The 15,103-nt window shown below is 62.5% G+C and carries 27 protein-coding genes and 1 pseudogene; 2 read left to right on the forward strand and 26 right to left on the reverse strand.

Annotated features, from left to right (window positions below; translation table 11 throughout):
- Positions 1 to 9: 9 nt before the first annotated feature.
- The 16 genes and pseudogenes from rpsK to EL288_RS24575 all read right to left on the reverse strand — a co-directional run.
- A complete protein-coding gene (gene rpsK, locus EL288_RS23905; protein WP_003806930.1) occupies positions 10 to 411 on the reverse strand; it encodes a 30S ribosomal protein S11 in 402 nt (133 codons plus the stop codon).
- 15 nt (positions 412 to 426) lie between these two features.
- Entirely contained in the window at positions 427 to 792 is a 366-nt protein-coding gene (gene rpsM / locus EL288_RS23910) for a 30S ribosomal protein S13 (protein WP_003806929.1), read from the reverse strand.
- Between the two features lie 41 nt (positions 793 to 833).
- Complete coding sequence (rpmJ, locus tag EL288_RS23915; RefSeq protein WP_003806928.1) at positions 834 to 947, reverse strand: 50S ribosomal protein L36; 114 nt, start codon at positions 945 to 947, stop codon at positions 834 to 836.
- Positions 948 to 981: 34 nt separating this feature from the next.
- A complete protein-coding gene (infA, locus tag EL288_RS23920; RefSeq protein WP_003806927.1) occupies positions 982 to 1,200 on the reverse strand; it encodes a translation initiation factor IF-1 in 219 nt (72 codons plus the stop codon).
- A gap of 9 nt (positions 1,201 to 1,209) precedes the next feature.
- Positions 1,210 to 2,535: a preprotein translocase subunit SecY gene (gene secY, locus EL288_RS23925; protein WP_003806926.1), complete on the reverse strand. Its 1,326-nt coding sequence runs from the start codon at positions 2,533 to 2,535 to the stop codon at positions 1,210 to 1,212.
- Positions 2,536 to 2,549: 14 nt separating this feature from the next.
- Positions 2,550 to 2,990, reverse strand: a complete 441-nt coding sequence (rplO, locus tag EL288_RS23930; protein WP_003806925.1) for a 50S ribosomal protein L15 — start codon at positions 2,988 to 2,990, stop codon at positions 2,550 to 2,552.
- 9 nt (positions 2,991 to 2,999) lie between these two features.
- Positions 3,000 to 3,185 carry a 50S ribosomal protein L30 gene (gene rpmD, locus EL288_RS23935; protein WP_003806924.1) on the reverse strand — a complete coding sequence of 62 codons (186 nt, stop codon included), beginning with the start codon at positions 3,183 to 3,185 and terminating at the stop codon, positions 3,000 to 3,002.
- A 3-nt stretch (positions 3,186 to 3,188) separates the two neighbouring features.
- Positions 3,189 to 3,713, reverse strand: a complete 525-nt coding sequence (rpsE, locus tag EL288_RS23940; RefSeq protein ID WP_003806923.1) for a 30S ribosomal protein S5 — start codon at positions 3,711 to 3,713, stop codon at positions 3,189 to 3,191.
- Between the two features lie 15 nt (positions 3,714 to 3,728).
- Positions 3,729 to 4,091 (reverse strand): 50S ribosomal protein L18, encoded by a 363-nt coding sequence (rplR, locus tag EL288_RS23945; protein ID WP_003806922.1) that lies wholly within the window; start codon positions 4,089 to 4,091, stop codon positions 3,729 to 3,731.
- A 21-nt stretch (positions 4,092 to 4,112) separates the two neighbouring features.
- Complete coding sequence (gene rplF, locus EL288_RS23950) at positions 4,113 to 4,646, reverse strand: 50S ribosomal protein L6 (protein ID WP_003806921.1); 534 nt, start codon at positions 4,644 to 4,646, stop codon at positions 4,113 to 4,115.
- Between the two features lie 10 nt (positions 4,647 to 4,656).
- Positions 4,657 to 5,052 (reverse strand): 30S ribosomal protein S8, encoded by a 396-nt coding sequence (gene rpsH / locus EL288_RS23955; RefSeq protein WP_003806920.1) that lies wholly within the window; start codon positions 5,050 to 5,052, stop codon positions 4,657 to 4,659.
- Between the two features lie 10 nt (positions 5,053 to 5,062).
- Entirely contained in the window at positions 5,063 to 5,368 is a 306-nt protein-coding gene (rpsN, locus tag EL288_RS23960; protein ID WP_003806919.1) for a 30S ribosomal protein S14, read from the reverse strand.
- 12 nt (positions 5,369 to 5,380) lie between these two features.
- Positions 5,381 to 5,920 carry a 50S ribosomal protein L5 gene (gene rplE, locus EL288_RS23965; RefSeq protein ID WP_003806918.1) on the reverse strand — a complete coding sequence of 180 codons (540 nt, stop codon included), beginning with the start codon at positions 5,918 to 5,920 and terminating at the stop codon, positions 5,381 to 5,383.
- A gap of 12 nt (positions 5,921 to 5,932) precedes the next feature.
- Positions 5,933 to 6,253, reverse strand: coding sequence for a 50S ribosomal protein L24 (gene rplX / locus EL288_RS23970; protein ID WP_003806917.1), 321 nt, complete (start codon positions 6,251 to 6,253; stop codon positions 5,933 to 5,935).
- A 10-nt stretch (positions 6,254 to 6,263) separates the two neighbouring features.
- Positions 6,264 to 6,632 (reverse strand): 50S ribosomal protein L14, encoded by a 369-nt coding sequence (gene rplN, locus EL288_RS23975; RefSeq protein ID WP_003806916.1) that lies wholly within the window; start codon positions 6,630 to 6,632, stop codon positions 6,264 to 6,266.
- A 508-nt stretch (positions 6,633 to 7,140) separates the two neighbouring features.
- A pseudogene (locus tag EL288_RS24575) lies at positions 7,141 to 7,412 on the reverse strand (aspartyl/asparaginyl beta-hydroxylase domain-containing protein); the annotation flags it as partial.
- A 118-nt stretch (positions 7,413 to 7,530) separates the two neighbouring features.
- Here EL288_RS24575 and EL288_RS23985 point away from each other — a divergent pair.
- Together EL288_RS23985 and EL288_RS23990 are read left to right on the forward strand one after the other, a co-directional pair.
- Positions 7,531 to 8,958: an NAD-dependent succinate-semialdehyde dehydrogenase gene (locus EL288_RS23985; RefSeq protein WP_003806915.1), complete on the forward strand. Its 1,428-nt coding sequence runs from the start codon at positions 7,531 to 7,533 to the stop codon at positions 8,956 to 8,958.
- Between the two features lie 86 nt (positions 8,959 to 9,044).
- Positions 9,045 to 9,908, forward strand: a complete 864-nt coding sequence (locus EL288_RS23990) for an alpha/beta fold hydrolase (protein ID WP_014906001.1) — start codon at positions 9,045 to 9,047, stop codon at positions 9,906 to 9,908.
- 166 nt (positions 9,909 to 10,074) lie between these two features.
- Here the strand turns inward: EL288_RS23990 and rpsQ are convergent, their stop codons facing one another.
- From rpsQ to rplC, 10 genes are read right to left on the reverse strand one after another with little or no spacing between them, the layout of a single operon-like run.
- Positions 10,075 to 10,356: a 30S ribosomal protein S17 gene (gene rpsQ, locus EL288_RS23995; protein WP_003806913.1), complete on the reverse strand. Its 282-nt coding sequence runs from the start codon at positions 10,354 to 10,356 to the stop codon at positions 10,075 to 10,077.
- A gap of 1 nt (position 10,357) precedes the next feature.
- Positions 10,358 to 10,549, reverse strand: coding sequence for a 50S ribosomal protein L29 (gene rpmC, locus EL288_RS24000; RefSeq protein ID WP_003806912.1), 192 nt, complete (start codon positions 10,547 to 10,549; stop codon positions 10,358 to 10,360).
- A gap of 10 nt (positions 10,550 to 10,559) precedes the next feature.
- The gene (gene rplP / locus EL288_RS24005) at positions 10,560 to 10,976 is read right to left on the reverse strand and encodes a 50S ribosomal protein L16 (RefSeq protein WP_003806911.1); all 417 of its coding nucleotides are present in this window, start codon (positions 10,974 to 10,976) and stop codon (positions 10,560 to 10,562) included.
- Positions 10,977 to 10,978: 2 nt separating this feature from the next.
- Positions 10,979 to 11,770: a 30S ribosomal protein S3 gene (gene rpsC, locus EL288_RS24010; RefSeq protein WP_003806910.1), complete on the reverse strand. Its 792-nt coding sequence runs from the start codon at positions 11,768 to 11,770 to the stop codon at positions 10,979 to 10,981.
- Between the two features lie 9 nt (positions 11,771 to 11,779).
- Complete coding sequence (gene rplV, locus EL288_RS24015; protein ID WP_010925688.1) at positions 11,780 to 12,109, reverse strand: 50S ribosomal protein L22; 330 nt, start codon at positions 12,107 to 12,109, stop codon at positions 11,780 to 11,782.
- A gap of 3 nt (positions 12,110 to 12,112) precedes the next feature.
- Entirely contained in the window at positions 12,113 to 12,388 is a 276-nt protein-coding gene (rpsS, locus tag EL288_RS24020) for a 30S ribosomal protein S19 (RefSeq protein WP_003806908.1), read from the reverse strand.
- Positions 12,389 to 12,400: 12 nt separating this feature from the next.
- Complete coding sequence (gene rplB / locus EL288_RS24025; RefSeq protein WP_003806907.1) at positions 12,401 to 13,228, reverse strand: 50S ribosomal protein L2; 828 nt, start codon at positions 13,226 to 13,228, stop codon at positions 12,401 to 12,403.
- Positions 13,229 to 13,525, reverse strand: coding sequence for a 50S ribosomal protein L23 (gene rplW, locus EL288_RS24030; protein ID WP_003806906.1), 297 nt, complete (start codon positions 13,523 to 13,525; stop codon positions 13,229 to 13,231). It lies immediately after the preceding gene.
- Positions 13,522 to 14,139 carry a 50S ribosomal protein L4 gene (gene rplD / locus EL288_RS24035; RefSeq protein WP_003806905.1) on the reverse strand — a complete coding sequence of 206 codons (618 nt, stop codon included), beginning with the start codon at positions 14,137 to 14,139 and terminating at the stop codon, positions 13,522 to 13,524. Before rplD ends, rplW begins: the two co-directional genes overlap by 4 nt.
- A gap of 4 nt (positions 14,140 to 14,143) precedes the next feature.
- The gene (gene rplC, locus EL288_RS24040) at positions 14,144 to 14,833 is read right to left on the reverse strand and encodes a 50S ribosomal protein L3 (protein ID WP_010925687.1); all 690 of its coding nucleotides are present in this window, start codon (positions 14,831 to 14,833) and stop codon (positions 14,144 to 14,146) included.
- Positions 14,834 to 15,103: the final 270 nt, after the last annotated feature.

The following is a 15,103-nucleotide window of genomic DNA, read 5'->3' on the forward strand; positions in this document are numbered from 1 at the left end:
GGATTCCCTTTAGATACGACGACGCTTCGGCGGACGGCAGCCGTTGTGCGGAACGGGCGTGATGTCGGCGATGCTCGAAATCTTGATGCCCAGCGCATTGAGCGCGCGCACCGACGATTCGCGGCCGGGGCCGGGGCCCTTGATACGCACTTCGAGGGTCTTGATGCCATATTCCATGGCAACGCGACCAGCCGTCTCAGCGGCGACCTGCGCGGCGAACGGCGTCGACTTGCGCGAGCCCTTGAAGCCTGCGCCACCCGACGTCGCCCACGACAGGGCATTGCCCTGGCGGTCGGTGATGGTGATGATGGTGTTGTTGAACGAAGCGTGAACGTGCGCGATGCCGTCCGAGACGTTCTTCTTGACCTTTTTGCGTACGCGCGAAGCGCCGCTGGTGGAAGCTTTCGCCATAATCTAGATCCTCGATTATTTCTTCAGGGACGCAGCAGCACGACGCGGGCCCTTGCGGGTGCGGGCGTTGGTGCGGGTGCGCTGGCCGCGCACGGGCAGGCCACGCTTGTGGCGCATGCCGCGGTAGGTTCCCAGGTCGATCAAACGCTTGATCGAGAGCTGAACTTCACGACGCAGGTCGCCTTCAACCGCGAACACGCCAATGTGTTCACGGATGCGCTCCAGCTCGGCGTCGGTCAGATCCTTGACCTTTTTGGTAACGGGCACACCAGCAGCTTCGCAGATCTTGCGGGCGCGCGTACGACCGATGCCAAAAATGGCGGTCAGGCCGATCTCGGCGTGCTGTTGCGGCGGAATGTTAATGCCAGCAATACGGGCCATGACTGTTCCTTGAATAAATCCGTTGCGTACCGCTAACTGGGTTAGCCTTGACGCTGCTTGTGACGCGGGTCGGTGCAGATGACACGCACCACGCCGTGACGTTTGATAACTTTGCAGTTGCGGCAGATCCGCTTAACCGATGCCATTACTTTCATGGTTGACTCCTAATTTTCCGTAATCCGGTCCGCTTCACTTGGAGCGGAAAACAATTCTGGCTCGCGTGAGGTCATAGGGCGTGAGCTCCACTGTGACCTTGTCGCCGGGCAGAATCCGGATGTAATGCATACGCATCTTGCCGGAAATATGGCCCAACACCACGTGGCCGTTTTCGAGCTTGACGCGGAAGGTCGCGTTGGGGAGGTTCTCAAGAACCTCTCCTTGCATCTGGATGACGTCGTCCTTAGACATTCTCTTTGCTTACCGCATCGGCAAACCCGAGCCCTTGAAGTTCGCCTTCTTGAGCAGCGAGTCGTATTGGTGAGACATCATGTAGGCCTGTACTTGCGCCATGAAATCCATCGTCACCACGACAATAATCAACAGGGACGTACCACCGAAGTAGAACGGCACATTCCAACGCATCACCAGGAATTCCGGCAGCAAGCACACCAGCGTGATGTAAATCGCACCAGCCAGCGTCAAGCGCATCAGAATCTTGTCAATGTAACGCGCGGTCTGCTCGCCCGGACGGATGCCCGGAACGAAAGCGCCGCTCTTCTTCAGGTTGTCTGCAGTTTCGCGGCTGTTGAACACCAGGGCCGTGTAGAAAAAGCAGAAGAAAATGATCGCGACCGAATACAGCGTGATGTACAGCGGTTGACGAGGCTCGAGCGCGGCAGCAAGGTCACGCAGCCAGGCCATGCGTTCGCCGCTCGAGAACCAGCTGGTGATCGTGGCCGGGAACAGAATGATCGACGACGCGAAGATCGGCGGAATCACCCCGGCCATGTTCAGCTTGAGCGGCAGATGCGAGCTCTGGCCCCCATACACCTTGTTGCCCACCTGGCGCTTGGCATAGTTCACCGTGATCTTGCGCTGTCCGCGTTCCACGAACACCACGAAGGCGGTAACCAGCACGACCAGGGCCACGATGAACAGCGCCGACAGCACCGACATCGAGTTCGTCCGCACCAGGTCCAGCAGCCCCGCCAGCGCCGAGGGCAAGCCCGCGACGATACCGGCGAAGATCAGGATCGAGATGCCATTGCCCAGCCCGCGCTCGGTGATCTGCTCGCCCAGCCACATGACGAACATGGTGCCGGTAACCAGCGTGACCACTGTCGTGAAGCGGAACAACATGCCCGGATCGATGACCAGCCCCGGCTGGGACTCCAGCGCCACCGAAATGCCCACCGCCTGCACCAGCGCCAGCACGACCGTGCCGTAGCGGGTGTACTGGGTAATCTTCCGACGGCCGGCCTCGCCCTCTTTCTTGAGCGCTTCCAGCGACGGCACCACCACCGACATCAACTGCATGATGATGGATGCCGAAATGTACGGCATGATCCCCAGGGCGAAGATGGAAAAACGCGACAGCGCTCCACCCGAGAACATGTTGAACAGGCCCAGGATCCCACCCTCGTGCTGGCGGAACAGGTCCGCCAGCGCGTCCGGGTTGATGCCCGGCACGGGGATGTGGGTACCGAGGCGGTAAACCACCAAGGCGAGCACCAGGAACACGAGACGGCGTTTCAGATCGCCGTACCGTGCACCGGTTTTGCCCAGAGCCTGCGCTTTAGCCACTCGTCACCTCGCGTTCAAGCAAGCGAGCCGCCCGCGGCTTCGATGGCGGCGCGAGCGCCGGCCGTCGCGGTAATGCCGCGAAGCACCACCTTGCGCGAGAGTTCACCCGACTTGATGACCTTGGCGTAACGCACGCTTTGGCCAACCACACCGGCTGCCTTGAGCGCCTGGACGTCGATTTCCTCGGCTTCCATCAATTGCAGCTCGGACAGGCGCACTTCAGCGTACAGGTGCTGACCCAGCGGCGTGAAGCCGCGCTTGGGCAAGCGACGCTGCAACGGCATCTGGCCGCCTTCGAAGCCAACCTTGTGGAAGCCGCCCGAACGCGACTTCTGGCCCTTGTGGCCACGGCCGGCGGTCTTGCCCAGGCCCGAGCCGATGCCACGGCCGACGCGGCGCTTGGCGTGCTTGCTGCCCTCGGCGGGCTTCAGCGTATTGAGTTGAATATCCGACATCGTGATTCCTTAGGCTTCCGAGACGGAGACGAGGTAACCCACCTTGTGGATCATCCCGCGCACCTCGGGCGTGTCGACCAGCACGCGGCTGCTGTTGATACGGCGCAGGCCCAGGCCGCGAATGGTGTCGCGGTGGGATTGCTTGGTGCCGATCACGGAGCGCACGAGCGTAACTTTGATCTGCTTCTGAGCCATGATTTACCCCAGGATCTCTTCGACGGACTTGCCGCGCTTGGCAGCAACTTCCGCCGGGGTCAGGGAAGCGCGCAGACCATTCAACGTGGCGCGAACCAGGTTGTAGGGGTTGCTCGAGCCCAGGCTCTTGGCAACCACGTTACGCACACCCATCACTTCGAAAATAGCGCGCATCGGACCGCCGGCAATCACGCCGGTACCTTCAGCGGCCGGCGAAATCAGCACCGTCGAGGCGCCGTGCTTGCCCACCACGGTATGGTGCAGCGTGCCGTTCTTCAGGGCGACCTTGAACATGCCGCGGCGGGCCTGTTCCATTGCCTTCTGAACCGACACCGGCACTTCACGCGCCTTGCCCTTGCCCATGCCGATACGGCCATCGCCATCGCCCACCACGGACAACGCGGCAAAGCTCATGGTGCGACCACCCTTGACCACTTTGCTCACGCGGTTGACCGCGATCATCTTCTCGCGCAGACCGTCGTCGTTCTCTTTTTCCGCGGCGTGCTTGCCTTGTACTTTAGTAGCCATTTGACAGATCCTCGCTTAGAACTTCAGGCCGGCTTCGCGCGCGGCTTCGGCCAACGCTTTCACGCGGCCATGGTAACGAAAGCCCGAGCGATCGAAGGCAACCAGCTCGATGCCGGCGGCCTTGGCCTTCTCGGCAACACGCTTGCCCACCAGCGCGGCGGCGGTGGCGTTGCCACCCTTGCCGGCGCCGCCCAGCTGCGCGCGAACTTCGGCTTCCAGCGTCGAGGCGCTGACCAGCACGCGATCGCCTTCCGGCGAAATGATGTTGGCGTAGATGTGCAGGTTCGAGCGGAAAACCGACAGGCGATGCACTCGCAGCTGCGCAATCTTCCGGCGGGTCGGAACCGCACGACGCAAACGGGAAACTTTTTTGTCCATGATTCGTCCTTGCGTGCGCCGTTATTTCTTCTTGGTTTCTTTGATGACGACGCGTTCGTCCGCGTAGCGCACACCCTTGCCCTTGTAGGGCTCAGGTTCACGGTACTTGCGAATTTCAGCGGCCACCTGACCGACGACTTGCTTGTTCGGGCCCTTGATGACGATTTCCGTCTGGGTGGGGCATTCGGCCTTGACGCCGGCGGGCAGCTGGTGCACGACATCGTGCGAAAAACCCAGCTGCAGCTTGACCGCGTCGCCTTGAATCTGGGCGCGGTAACCCACGCCGACCAGGTTCAGCTTGCGTTCGAAGCCCTTGCTCACGCCGGTCACCATGTTGGCGACCAGGGCGCGCAAGGTGCCCGACATCGCGTTGGCATGGCGGCTGTCGTTGGCAACGACAAAGGTCAGCTTGCCGTCTTCCTGGGCGACGTTGACGTCGCCAGTCAGCGATTGCACCAAGGTGCCCAGCGGGCCCTTGACGGTAATCTGGTCCGGCTGGATGCTGGCTTCAACACCCTTGGGCAGTTCTACCGGGTATTTAGCGATACGTGACATTCGACTCTCCTTAGGCCACGTAGCACAGGACTTCGCCGCCCACGCCATTGGCGCGAGCCTTGCGGTCGGTCATCACGCCGCGCGAGGTCGAAACGATAGCCACGCCCAGGCCGTTCATGACCTGAGGAATGCTGGTGCGGCCCTTGTAGATACGCAGACCGGGGCGCGAGACGCGTTCGATGCGCTCGATGACCGGACGGCCGGCGTAGTACTTCAGGGTGATCTCGAGCTCAGGCTTGGCCTGGGTGCCCTTGACCGAATAGCCATCGATGTAGCCTTCGTCTTTCAGCACGGTGGCAATGGCCACTTTCAGCTTCGAGGCGGGCATGGTCACCGTGGTTTTGTCAACTTGCTGCGCATTGCGAATGCGAGTCAGCATATCGGCGATGGGATCGCTCATGCTCATATTCGTTCTCCTACCAGCTGGCCTTGGTCATGCCGGGAACTTCGCCCTTCATCGCCATTTCACGCAATTTGTGGCGGGTCAGGCCGAACTTGCGGAACACGCCGCGCGGACGACCGGTAACCACGCAACGATTGCGTTGGCGAGTGGGGTTGGCATTGCGCGGCAGCTGTTGCAGCTTGAGCCGAGCTTGGTAACGTTCTTCGTCGGTCTTCGACTGGTCGTCGATGATCGCCTTCAATTCGGCGCGCTTGGCGGCATACTTGTCAGCCAGCTTGGCGCGCTTGATATCACGATTGATGAGGGAGAGTTTAGCCACGTCATCAGCCCCTTAGTTACGGAACGGGAAGCTGAAGGCCGTCAACAGCGCCTTGGCTTCGTCGTCAGTCTTGGCGGTGGTGGTGATGCTGATGTTCAGCCCACGCAGCGCGTCGATCTTGTCGTATTCGATTTCGGGGAAGATGATTTGCTCTTTCACCCCGATGTTGTAGTTGCCACGGCCGTCGAACGCACGACCCGAGATGCCGCGGAAGTCACGCACGCGCGGCAGCGCGACCGCAACCAGGCGATCCAGGAATTCGTACATGCGCTGACCACGCAGCGTGACCATGCAACCGATCGGATAGTTTTCGCGGATCTTGAACCCGGCAATAGCCTTGCGGGTCTTGGTCACCACGGGCTTCTGGCCGGAGATCTTGGTCAGGTCGGAAACAGCGTGCTCGATGACCTTCTTGTCGGCGACCGCTTCCGAGACACCCATGTTCAGGGTGATCTTGGTGATGCGGGGCACTTCCATCACGCACTTGTAGCCGAACTTGGCCTGCAGGTCGGCAACGACCTTGCTCTTGTAAAACTCTTGCAAACGAGACATGTCTGTCGCCCCTTACGCCTTGGCGCCGACCACGGCGCCATTGGAACGGAACACGCGAACCTTGCGACCGTCCACTTCCTGCACGCCGACGCGGTCGCCCTTGCCGGTGGCCGGGTTGAACAGCGCCACGTTCGAAACGTGGATGGGCATGGTCTTTTCGACGATGCCGCCAGGATTGTTGGCCATCGGGTTGGCCTTGACGTGCTTCTTCACGACGTTCACGCCTTCGACCAGCACATGGTCGGCGTCAACGCGGGCCAGCACGGTGCCGCGACGCTTCTTGTCGCGGCCGGTCAGGACGATGACTTCGTCGCCTTTACGGATGTTGTTCATCGCGGGCTCCTTACAGCACTTCCGGGGCCAGCGACACGATCTTCATGAACCGCTCGGTACGCAGTTCACGCGTAACGGGTCCGAAGATGCGGGTGCCGATCGGCTCCAGCTTGGCATTGAGCAACACGGCGGCATTGCCACCGAAACGGATCAGCGAACCGTCTTTGCGGCGCACGCCCTTGGCGGTACGCACCACCACAGCGTTGTAGATTTCGCCTTTCTTGACGCGTCCGCGCGGAGCCGCATCTTTGACGCTCACCTTGATGATGTCGCCGATACCGGCATAACGGCGCTTGGAGCCACCGAGCACCTTGATGCACATGACAGCACGCGCACCAGTGTTGTCGGCCACGTCCAGCGTGGTCTGCATTTGGATCATGATTTTTCCTGTTCCAACTTAACTGAAAACACGCCCTTCCCAGGTTCGCATTTCCTGCCAGTTTTGGTCCCGTCAGGTCCGTGCGCAGCCTGCTGGCAACGAACGACCCTGGGTTGAAATCCTGCGGAAATTTCCCTCTTGCCAGCTGATCTGGCCGCCGAATCAGGAGCTTGCAAACACCGGTTGCCCGATACCCTGCCCGCTCCGCGCTTCTGCCGCCTGCCTGTCGCTTGGCCCTGCCTGGCTATGCCAGGCCCGAAGGCTCATTCCACCCAGGTCGTTTCGTTTAACCCAAGCCTAGAACCCCGGAAAGTCCAACCAAAACCGGCCCAATCGAACCAACAATTTGGGAAAGCTGGTAATTCTACCCCGCCAAACGAATCTATGCAAGGCCCTTGCACATTTGCCCCGCACTGTCGGCTCAATCCAACGCCCACGGCCGCGGCCGCGGCAGGCGGCGCACTGATGTGGCCCTGTTTTGGTCCATGGCACCGGCGCTCCCAGGCATCTGCGGCACGATCAGGGCCAGATGCAGGCGCAGCACGCCATTGTACGGGCCACGCTGCAAGGGGATGCGCGTGCCGGGTTCGAGAATGGAGACGAGAACGCCGTGGGCAATCCGGAAATGCGCAGCAGGGCCTGCGCGGTCCGGGGACAGCGTGCCAGGTTGCAGGCCGAGCGCATCCCATACCCCACGAACACGAAGGTCTTCCACTGATGGTCGTTGGTGATCATGCCCACGTCCGGCGAGATTTCGTGAAATGCGGGCAACCGCTCGCGCGCGCCGGCATCATTGGCTCCCTGGTCCCGGCTCCTAGTGGCCCCCCCGCGACGAGGCAAGCTGGTTTAGACTGGCAAAAAACACCACCACCCCATAAATTCGCGAGGACTGACAAGCATGTATGAACAGTTGGCACTGTATATCGATGGCGAGTTCCTGACGGGCGACGGCAGGCGCACGCAGGACGTCGTCAATCCGGCCACGCTCGAGGTGCTTGGCCAGTTGCCGCACGCCTCCGAAGCCGACCTGGACCGCGCCCTGGCCGCCGCGCAACGCGCCTTCGAAACCTGGAAGCGCACCTCGCCCATGGAACGCGCGGCCATCCTGCGCAAGGTCGGCCAGCTCTCGCGCGACCGCGCCCAGGAAATCGGCCGCAACATGACGCTGGACCAGGGCAAGCCCTTGGCCGAAGCAGTGGGCGAAGTGGCTTCCTGCTCCGAGCACGCCGACTGGCATGCCGAAGAATGCCGCCGCATCTACGGCCGCGTGATCCCGCCGCGCAATCCGGATGTCCGCCAGTTCGTGGTGCGCGAGCCCATCGGCGTATGCGCCGCGTTCACGCCCTGGAACTTCCCGTACAACCAGGCCATCCGCAAGATCGCCGCCGCGCTGGGCGCCGGCTGCACGGTGGTGCTCAAGGGGCCGGAAGATTCCCCCAGCGCCGTAATGGCGATCGCCCGCATGTTCCACGAAGCCGGCCTGCCCAAGGGCTGCCTGAACATCGTCTGGGGCGAACCGGCCAAGATCTCCGACTACCTGATCCGCTCGCCCATCGTGCGCAAGGTGTCGTTCACGGGTTCCGTGCCTGTCGGCAAGCAACTGGCCGCCCTGGCCGGCGCGCACATGAAGCGCGTCACCATGGAGCTCGGCGGCCATTCGCCGGTGCTGGTGTTCGACGATGCCGACGTCGACCGGGCCGCCGAAATGCTGGCGCGCTTCAAGGTCCGCAACGCCGGCCAGGTATGCGTGTCGCCCACCCGCTTCTATGTGCAGAACGGCGCCTACGAGCAGTTCCTGGCCCGCTTTACCGAGGTGCTCAAGAACATCAAGGTCGGCGACGGCCTGGAGAAAGGCACCGACATGGGTCCGCTGGCGCACGAACGCCGCGTTCCCGCCATGAGCACCTTCGTCGACGATGCGCTCAAGCACGGCGGCAAGGTGGTGCTTGGCGGCGACGCGCCGGACCGCAAGGGCTACTTCTTCAGCCCGACCGTGGTCACCGAGCTGCCCGACAACGCCATGCTGATGACCGAAGAACCCTTCGGCCCGCTGGCGCCTGTGGTGCGCTTCACCGACACCGACGAAGTGCTGCGACGCGCCAACAGCCTGCCGTTCGGCCTGTCTTCGTATGTGTTCACCAACTCGCTGAAGACGGCAACCAAGGTCTCCAATGCCCTGGAGGCCGGCATGGTCAACATCAATCACTTCGGCAGCGCGCTGGCCGAGACGCCCTTCGGTGGCATCAAGGACAGCGGCATCGGCAGCGAAGGCGGCCTGGAAACCTTCGACGGCTACCTGGTCACGAAGTACATCACGCACATCTGATCCCGGCTTCCGGGCTCAGGCCAACCCCGCCGCGATCCGGCGGGGTTTTTCATGGCCGGCCAGCCGGCGCAACCGGGGAAAAGACCATGTCCTGCCAACATCTGCCTGCATCGCACTACGCGCGGTGCGCCGGACGCGAGCTGCACTATGTCGAATGGGGCCGCCGCGATGCGCCACCGCTGGTCATGTGGCACGGGCTGGCGCGCACCGGCCGCGACTTCGACGACCTGGCACAGGCCCTGGCCGACCGGTATCGCATCATCTGCCCCGATACGATAGGCCGGGGCCTGTCGCAATGGAGCCCCCGGCCGGCGCAGGAGTACTGCCTGGATTTCTATGCCACGCTGGCGTGCGAGCTGCTCGACCGGCTGGGCCTGTCCGGGGTGCGCTGGATCGGCACTTCGATGGGAGGCGCCATCGGCATGCACGGCGCCGCCACCGCGCTGCGCGGACGCATCACGCACCTGGTGCTCAACGATATCGGCCCCACGCTTCCCGCGCCGGCCATCGAGCGCATCCTGGCCTACGCGGGCGCACCGCCCGCGTTCGACACCGTCGGTGAACTGGAAGCATGGCTGCGTTCGGCCTATCGGCCCTACGGGTGGTTAAGCGATGCGCAATGGCGCCGCATGGCGGAAACCTCGATACGCCGCTTGCCCGACGGACGGGTCACCACGCACTACGATCCGGCCATCGTCGGCCAGTTTCGCCATCACCCCACCGACTACGAGCGCTGGTCCGAATACGACTCGCTGCGCATACCCGTATTGCTGCTGCGCGGCGCCGACTCCGACCTGCTGTTGCCGGAGGTCGCGCACGCCATGACGCGGCGCGGGCCACGCGCCCGGCGTATCGATTTTCCTGACTGCGGCCACGCCCCGGCGCTCAACGTCACGGCGCAGATACAGGCGATCGCCGATTTTCTCGCGGCACCCGCCGCGCTCGCCTGACGCGCATCAGCGTTCTGGCGTGTGGCGAGGAGCCTGCCCCGGCGGGGACAGGCTCCCGGCCGCCCCATTTGCCGCGGCAATGCTCGATGAACAAAAAAACGGCAAGAGCCAGGCTCTTGCCGTTTCATGCCGGAGCGGCGAGCCGCTCCGGTATCCTGCGTGCAACTTAGATGACGCGCGCCGCTTCGACCAGACGCACCACACGCCACGCTTTGGAGCGCGAGATGGGGCGGCCTTCCGCGATTTCGACGGTATCGCCTTCGTTGTATTGGTTCGACTCGTCATGCGCCTTGTACTTGGCCGAACGCATGATGATCTTGCCAAAGATGGGGTGCTTGACGCGGCGTTCGACCAGAACGACGACCGTCTTGTCCATCTTGTTGCTGACAACCTTGCCGACCAGCGTACGCTGGCGCTTGGCAACCTGAGTGTTTTGAGTTTCGCTCATATTATTTCCCTGCCTTCTCGGTCAGCAAGGTACGCACGCGCGCGATGTCGCGGCGCACGTTGCGCAGCTGGCTGGTATTGGCAAGCTGCTGCGTGGCCTTCTGCATACGCAGACCGAATTGTGCCTTCAGCAGGCTCTCGAGCTCTTTGCCGAGCTCGGCGGCGTCTTTGGAACGGAGTTCGCTGGCTTTCATTTAGTACTCCTTAAGCACCGATATGACGCGCGACGAACGTGGTCGAGATCGGCAGCTTGGCAGCGGCCAGGCGGAACGCCTCGCGCGCCAGTTCTTCACTGACCCCTTCCATTTCGTAGAGCACCTTGCCCGGCTGGATCTCGGCGACCCAGTACTCGGGGTTGCCCTTGCCGTTACCCATACGGACTTCGGCCGGCTTTTGCGAGATCGGCTTGTCCGGGAAAATACGGATCCAGATACGGCCGCCACGCTTGATGTGACGGTTGATGGCGCGACGAGCGGCTTCGATCTGACGCGCGGTCAGGCGGCCACGGCCGGTGGCCTTCAGGCCGAACTCGCCGAACGAAACGTGCGTGCCGCGCGAAGCCAGGCCCGTGTTACGGCCTTTCTGCTCTTTGCGGTACTTCCTGCGAGAGGGTTGCAGCATGGTTATTCTCCTTCAGGCGCCGGAGCCGCGTCCGCCTTGCGGGGACCACGGCCACGACCGCCCGGACGACCGGTACGGGCACCGTCCGGACGATCGCCACGCGGGGCGCGGCGCGGACGACGCTCTTCTTCACGCGGGGTGGCGGCTTCGGGAGGCAGCTCGCCATTGGCCAGCATATCGCCCTTGTAGACCCACACCTTGATGCCAATCACACCATAGGTGGTGTGGGCTTCCGAGGTGCCGTAGTCGATGTTCGCCTTCAGCGTGTGAAGCGGTACACGGCCTTCGCGGTACCATTCGGTGCGCGCGATTTCGATGCCGTTCAGACGGCCCGAGCTCATGATCTTGATGCCTTGAGCACCCAGGCGCATGGCGTTCTGCATGGCGCGCTTCATCGCGCGGCGGAACATGATGCGCTTTTCGAGCTGCTGCGAGATCGAGTCGGCGATCAGCTGGGCGTCGGTTTCCGGCTTGCGGATTTCCTCGATGTTGACGTGCACGGGCACGCCCATCAGACGCTGCAGATCGGCCTTCAGGTTCTCGATGTCCTCGCCGCGCTTGCCGATCACCACACCCGGACGGGCCGAGTAAACGGTGATGCGGGCGTTCTTGGCGGGACGCTCGATGATGACGCGACCGACGGAAGCGCTCTTCAGCTTCTTCTTCAGGTACTCGCGAACGCGGATGTCTTCGGCCAGCATGGTGCCGAAAGCCTTGTCGTCGGCGAACCAACGCGAGGTCCAATTACGGGTGACCGCGAGACGGAACCCAGTGGGGTGAATTTTCTGACCCATCGTGACTCCTTAAGCTCCGACCTTGACCGTGATATGGCAGGTCTGCTTCTCGATACGGTTACCGCGGCCCTTGGCGCGAGCCGAGAAACGCTTCATCGATTGAGCCTTGTCCACAAAAATGGTGGTGACCTTCAACTCGTCGATATCGGCGCCGTCGTTGTGCTCGGCGTTGGCGATAGCCGACTCGACAGCCTTCTTCAGGATGACGGCGGCCTTCTTGGGCGAGAAGGTGAGGATGTTCAGGGCTTGAGCCACCGACTTGCCGCGGATCAGGTCCGCAACCAGACGGGTCTTCTGAGCCGAGATGTGAACACCACGGATAATGGCAGTAGTTTCCATCGCTTACCTCTTCGACTTCTTGTCCGCGGCGTGACCCTTGAACGTACGGGTCAGCGCGAACTCGCCCAGCTTGTGACCGACCATGTTCTCGTTGATGTAAACGGGAACATGCTGGCGGCCGTTGTGGACGGCAATCGTCAGGCCGATGAATTCCGGCAGGACCGTGGAACGACGCGACCAGGTTTTGATCGGCTTCTTGTCTTTGCCCGCGACAGCCGCATCCACCTTTTTGATCAGGTGCGCGTCGACAAACGGGCCTTTCTTGATCGAACGTGACATAGTGTTCGCCTCTTACTTGCGCTTGCGCCGTTGGACGATCATATTGTTCGTCCGCTTGTTGCGGCGGGTCTTGAAACCCTTCGCCGGAGTACCCCACGGGCTCACCGGTTCGCGAGCTTCGCCGGTACGGCCTTCACCACCACCGTGCGGGTGATCGATCGGGTTCATGGCAACGCCACGAACCGTCGGACGAACACCACGCCAGCGCATGGCGCCGGCCTTGCCAATCTGGCGCAGGCTATGTTCTTCGTTGCCGACTTCGCCAATGGTGGCGCGGCATTGGATGTGCACGCGGCGCACTTCGCCGGAGCGCAGGCGCACCTGGGCGTACGTGCCTTCACGGGCCATCAGGACGGCGGAAGCGCCGGCCGAACGGGCCATCTGGGCACCCTTGCCAGGGATCATTTCGATGCAGTGGATCGTCGTGCCCACCGGAATGTTGCGGATCGGCAGGGTGTTGCCGGCGCGGATCGGGGCTTCGATGCCCGAGATCAGCGTGGCGCCCACTTCCAGGCCGCGCGGCGCGATGATGTAGCGACGCTCGCCGTCGGCATAGCACAGCAGTGCGATATGCGCGGTGCGGTTGGGGTCGTATTCCAGGCGCTCGACCTTGGCCGGGATGCCATCCTTGTTGCGACGGAAGTCGACAACGCGGTAGTGCTGCTTGTGACCGCCGCCACGATGGCGAACCGTGATGTGGCCGTTGTTGTTACGGCCCGAACCACGGGTCTTCTTCTCGAGCAGCGCAGCGTGAGGCGCACCCTTGTGCAGCTTCGGGCTGACGACCTTCACCATGCCACGGCGGCCAGCCGAGGTCGGTTTGACTTTAACGAGGGCCATTTACTTCACCTCCGCAAAGTCGATTTCCTGGCCGTCCTTGAGCGCGACGTAGGCCTTGCGCTCATTGCGGCGGCGACCAACGAAGCGGCCAAAGCGCTTGACTTTGCCCTTACGGTTGAGGACCTGCACGGATTCGACCTGCACCTTGAACAGCAGTTCGACGGCAGCCTTGATTTCCGGCTTGGTAGCGTCAGCCACGACACGGAAAGCGACTTGCTGATTTTTCTCGGCAACGAAGGTGGCCTTTTCGGTCACGATCGGCGCCAGAATGACTTGCATCAAGCGTTCGGCATTCATCCCAGCATCTCCTCGAGTTGCGCGATGGCCGGCTTGGTGATCAGCACTTTCTTGTAGTGGATCAGCGACAACGGATCGGCATAGCGGGGCTCAACCACGGCAACGTGCGGCAGGTTGCGGGTGGCGAGATAAACATTCTCATCGACGTTGTCGGTGATGATCAGGACCGAATCCAGGCCCAGGCTCTTCAGCTTGGCGGCAGCCAGCTTGGTCTTGGGCGATTCGAGCGTGAACGTATCGACGACGGCGACGCGGTCTTCACGGGCCAACTGCGACAGAATCGAGCGGATCCCGGCGCGGTACATCTTCTTGTTGACCTTCTGGCTGAAGTTTTCTTCAGGCGAGTTCGGGAACGCGCGACCACCCCCACGCCACAGCGGCGACGAGGTCATACCGGCGCGAGCGCGGCCGGTACCCTTCTGGCGCCAGGGCTTCTTGGTGGAGTGCTTGACTTCGGCGCGGTCCTTCTGAGCGCGGTTGCCGCTGCGGGCATTGGCCTGGAAGGCCACCACGATCTGGTGAACCAGCGCTTCGTTGAAGTCGCGACCGAAGATGGTGTCGGGTGCGCTGAACGTAGCGGCCTGACCTTGGTCATTCAGGAGCTTGAGATCCATTTACTTACGCCCCCTTCTTGGCCGGCGCCTTGACAGCCGGACGCACGATGACATCACCGCCGGCGTGGCCCGGGACAGCGCCCTTGACCATCAGCAGGCCGCGTTCGGCATCGACGCGAACCACGTCGAGGTTTTGAACGGTGCGGGTGACATCACCCATATGGCCGGACATGCGCTTGCCGGGGAAAATGCGACCCGGGTCCTGTGCCTGGCCGATCGAGCCAGGAACGCGGTGCGAGCGCGAGTTACCGTGCGAGGCGCGCTGCGAACCGAAGTTGTGGCGCTTGATCGTACCGGCGAAACCCTTACCGATGCTCGTGCCCGTCACGTCGACCTGCTGGCCGGCTTCGAACACGGATTCCACGGCGATGACCGCACCAGCCGCGAATTCGGCGGCGCGAGCGGGGTCGAGGCGGAATTCCTTCAGGATGCTACCGGCTTCCGCGCCAGCCTTGGCGTAGTGACCGGCTTGCGGCTTGACCACGCGCGTGGCGCGGCGGGTGCCATAAGTCACTTGGATGGCGGCGTAGCCGTCGGATTCCAGGGACTTGACTTGGGTCACACGGTTGTTCGACACGTCCAGCACCGTCACAGGGATGGACTCGCCATCCTCCGTGAAAATACGGGTCATGCCGACCTTGCGACCCACCAGACCCAGCCGATGGGCGGCGGGCGTGGGCGTCGAATTCGACATTGTTTTCTCCATTCCCGACTGCGATTGGTCGGGGCTAATCAGGCGCAGGGTAACGGCCAGCGCCCTACAGGACTAAGTAACCTGGTACGCCGCATCAAACCCCGGCTGGCCGACAAGCCAGCTGGCGGCCTATTGCGCGCGCCCATAGTTTCTCTCGCCACAAAATGGCAAGTCTCGCATATTAGCATGCTTTTTCCTGGCAACACAAGCACCTAGCCAAACAGGCCCGTGCCGCAGGCAAACTGTGGCGCCGACGCCGCGACGGAGCTG

Origin of the sequence: Bordetella bronchiseptica (genome assembly GCF_900636925.1) — a bacterium.
Lineage (GTDB): Bacteria > Pseudomonadota > Gammaproteobacteria > Burkholderiales > Burkholderiaceae_B > Bordetella > Bordetella pertussis.

Bases quoted from the DNA above. Each gene is read 5' to 3' on its own strand.
- rpmC (WP_003806912.1), bottom strand. From the start codon at position 10,549: ATGAAAGCCAGCGAACTCCGTTCCAAAGACGCCGCCGAGCTCGGCAAA.
- rpsH (WP_003806920.1), bottom strand. From the start codon at position 5,052: ATGAGCATGAGCGATCCCATCGCCGATATGCTGACTCGCATTCGCAAT.
- rplO (WP_003806925.1), bottom strand. From the start codon at position 2,990: ATGTCGGATATTCAACTCAATACGCTGAAGCCCGCCGAGGGCAGCAAG.
- EL288_RS23985 (WP_003806915.1), top strand. From the start codon at position 7,531: ATGTATGAACAGTTGGCACTGTATATCGATGGCGAGTTCCTGACGGGC.
- rpsC (WP_003806910.1), bottom strand. From the start codon at position 11,770: ATGGGTCAGAAAATTCACCCCACTGGGTTCCGTCTCGCGGTCACCCGT.
- rpsK (WP_003806930.1), bottom strand. From the start codon at position 411: ATGGCGAAAGCTTCCACCAGCGGCGCTTCGCGCGTACGCAAAAAGGTC.
- rpsM (WP_003806929.1), bottom strand. From the start codon at position 792: ATGGCCCGTATTGCTGGCATTAACATTCCGCCGCAACAGCACGCCGAG.
- rpsE (WP_003806923.1), bottom strand. From the start codon at position 3,713: ATGGCTACTAAAGTACAAGGCAAGCACGCCGCGGAAAAAGAGAACGAC.
- rpsQ (WP_003806913.1), bottom strand. From the start codon at position 10,356: ATGAGCGAAACTCAAAACACTCAGGTTGCCAAGCGCCAGCGTACGCTG.
- rplN (WP_003806916.1), bottom strand. From the start codon at position 6,632: ATGATCCAAATGCAGACCACGCTGGACGTGGCCGACAACACTGGTGCG.
- rplB (WP_003806907.1), bottom strand. From the start codon at position 13,228: ATGGCCCTCGTTAAAGTCAAACCGACCTCGGCTGGCCGCCGTGGCATG.
- rplW (WP_003806906.1), bottom strand. From the start codon at position 13,525: ATGAATGCCGAACGCTTGATGCAAGTCATTCTGGCGCCGATCGTGACC.
- rplX (WP_003806917.1), bottom strand. From the start codon at position 6,253: ATGAACAACATCCGTAAAGGCGACGAAGTCATCGTCCTGACCGGCCGC.
- EL288_RS23990 (WP_014906001.1), top strand. From the start codon at position 9,045: ATGTCCTGCCAACATCTGCCTGCATCGCACTACGCGCGGTGCGCCGGA.
- rplD (WP_003806905.1), bottom strand. From the start codon at position 14,139: ATGGATCTCAAGCTCCTGAATGACCAAGGTCAGGCCGCTACGTTCAGC.
- rplV (WP_010925688.1), bottom strand. From the start codon at position 12,109: ATGGAAACTACTGCCATTATCCGTGGTGTTCACATCTCGGCTCAGAAG.
- rplF (WP_003806921.1), bottom strand. From the start codon at position 4,646: ATGTCACGTATCGCTAAATACCCGGTAGAACTGCCCAAGGGTGTTGAA.
- infA (WP_003806927.1), bottom strand. From the start codon at position 1,200: ATGTCTAAGGACGACGTCATCCAGATGCAAGGAGAGGTTCTTGAGAAC.
- rpmJ (WP_003806928.1), bottom strand. From the start codon at position 947: ATGAAAGTAATGGCATCGGTTAAGCGGATCTGCCGCAACTGCAAAGTT.
- rpmD (WP_003806924.1), bottom strand. From the start codon at position 3,185: ATGGCTCAGAAGCAGATCAAAGTTACGCTCGTGCGCTCCGTGATCGGC.
- rplR (WP_003806922.1), bottom strand. From the start codon at position 4,091: ATGGACAAAAAAGTTTCCCGTTTGCGTCGTGCGGTTCCGACCCGCCGG.
- rplC (WP_010925687.1), bottom strand. From the start codon at position 14,833: ATGTCGAATTCGACGCCCACGCCCGCCGCCCATCGGCTGGGTCTGGTG.
- rpsS (WP_003806908.1), bottom strand. From the start codon at position 12,388: ATGTCACGTTCGATCAAGAAAGGCCCGTTTGTCGACGCGCACCTGATC.
- rplE (WP_003806918.1), bottom strand. From the start codon at position 5,920: ATGTCTCGTTTGCAAGAGTTTTACAAGAGCAAGGTCGTTGCCGACCTG.
- rplP (WP_003806911.1), bottom strand. From the start codon at position 10,976: ATGCTGCAACCCTCTCGCAGGAAGTACCGCAAAGAGCAGAAAGGCCGT.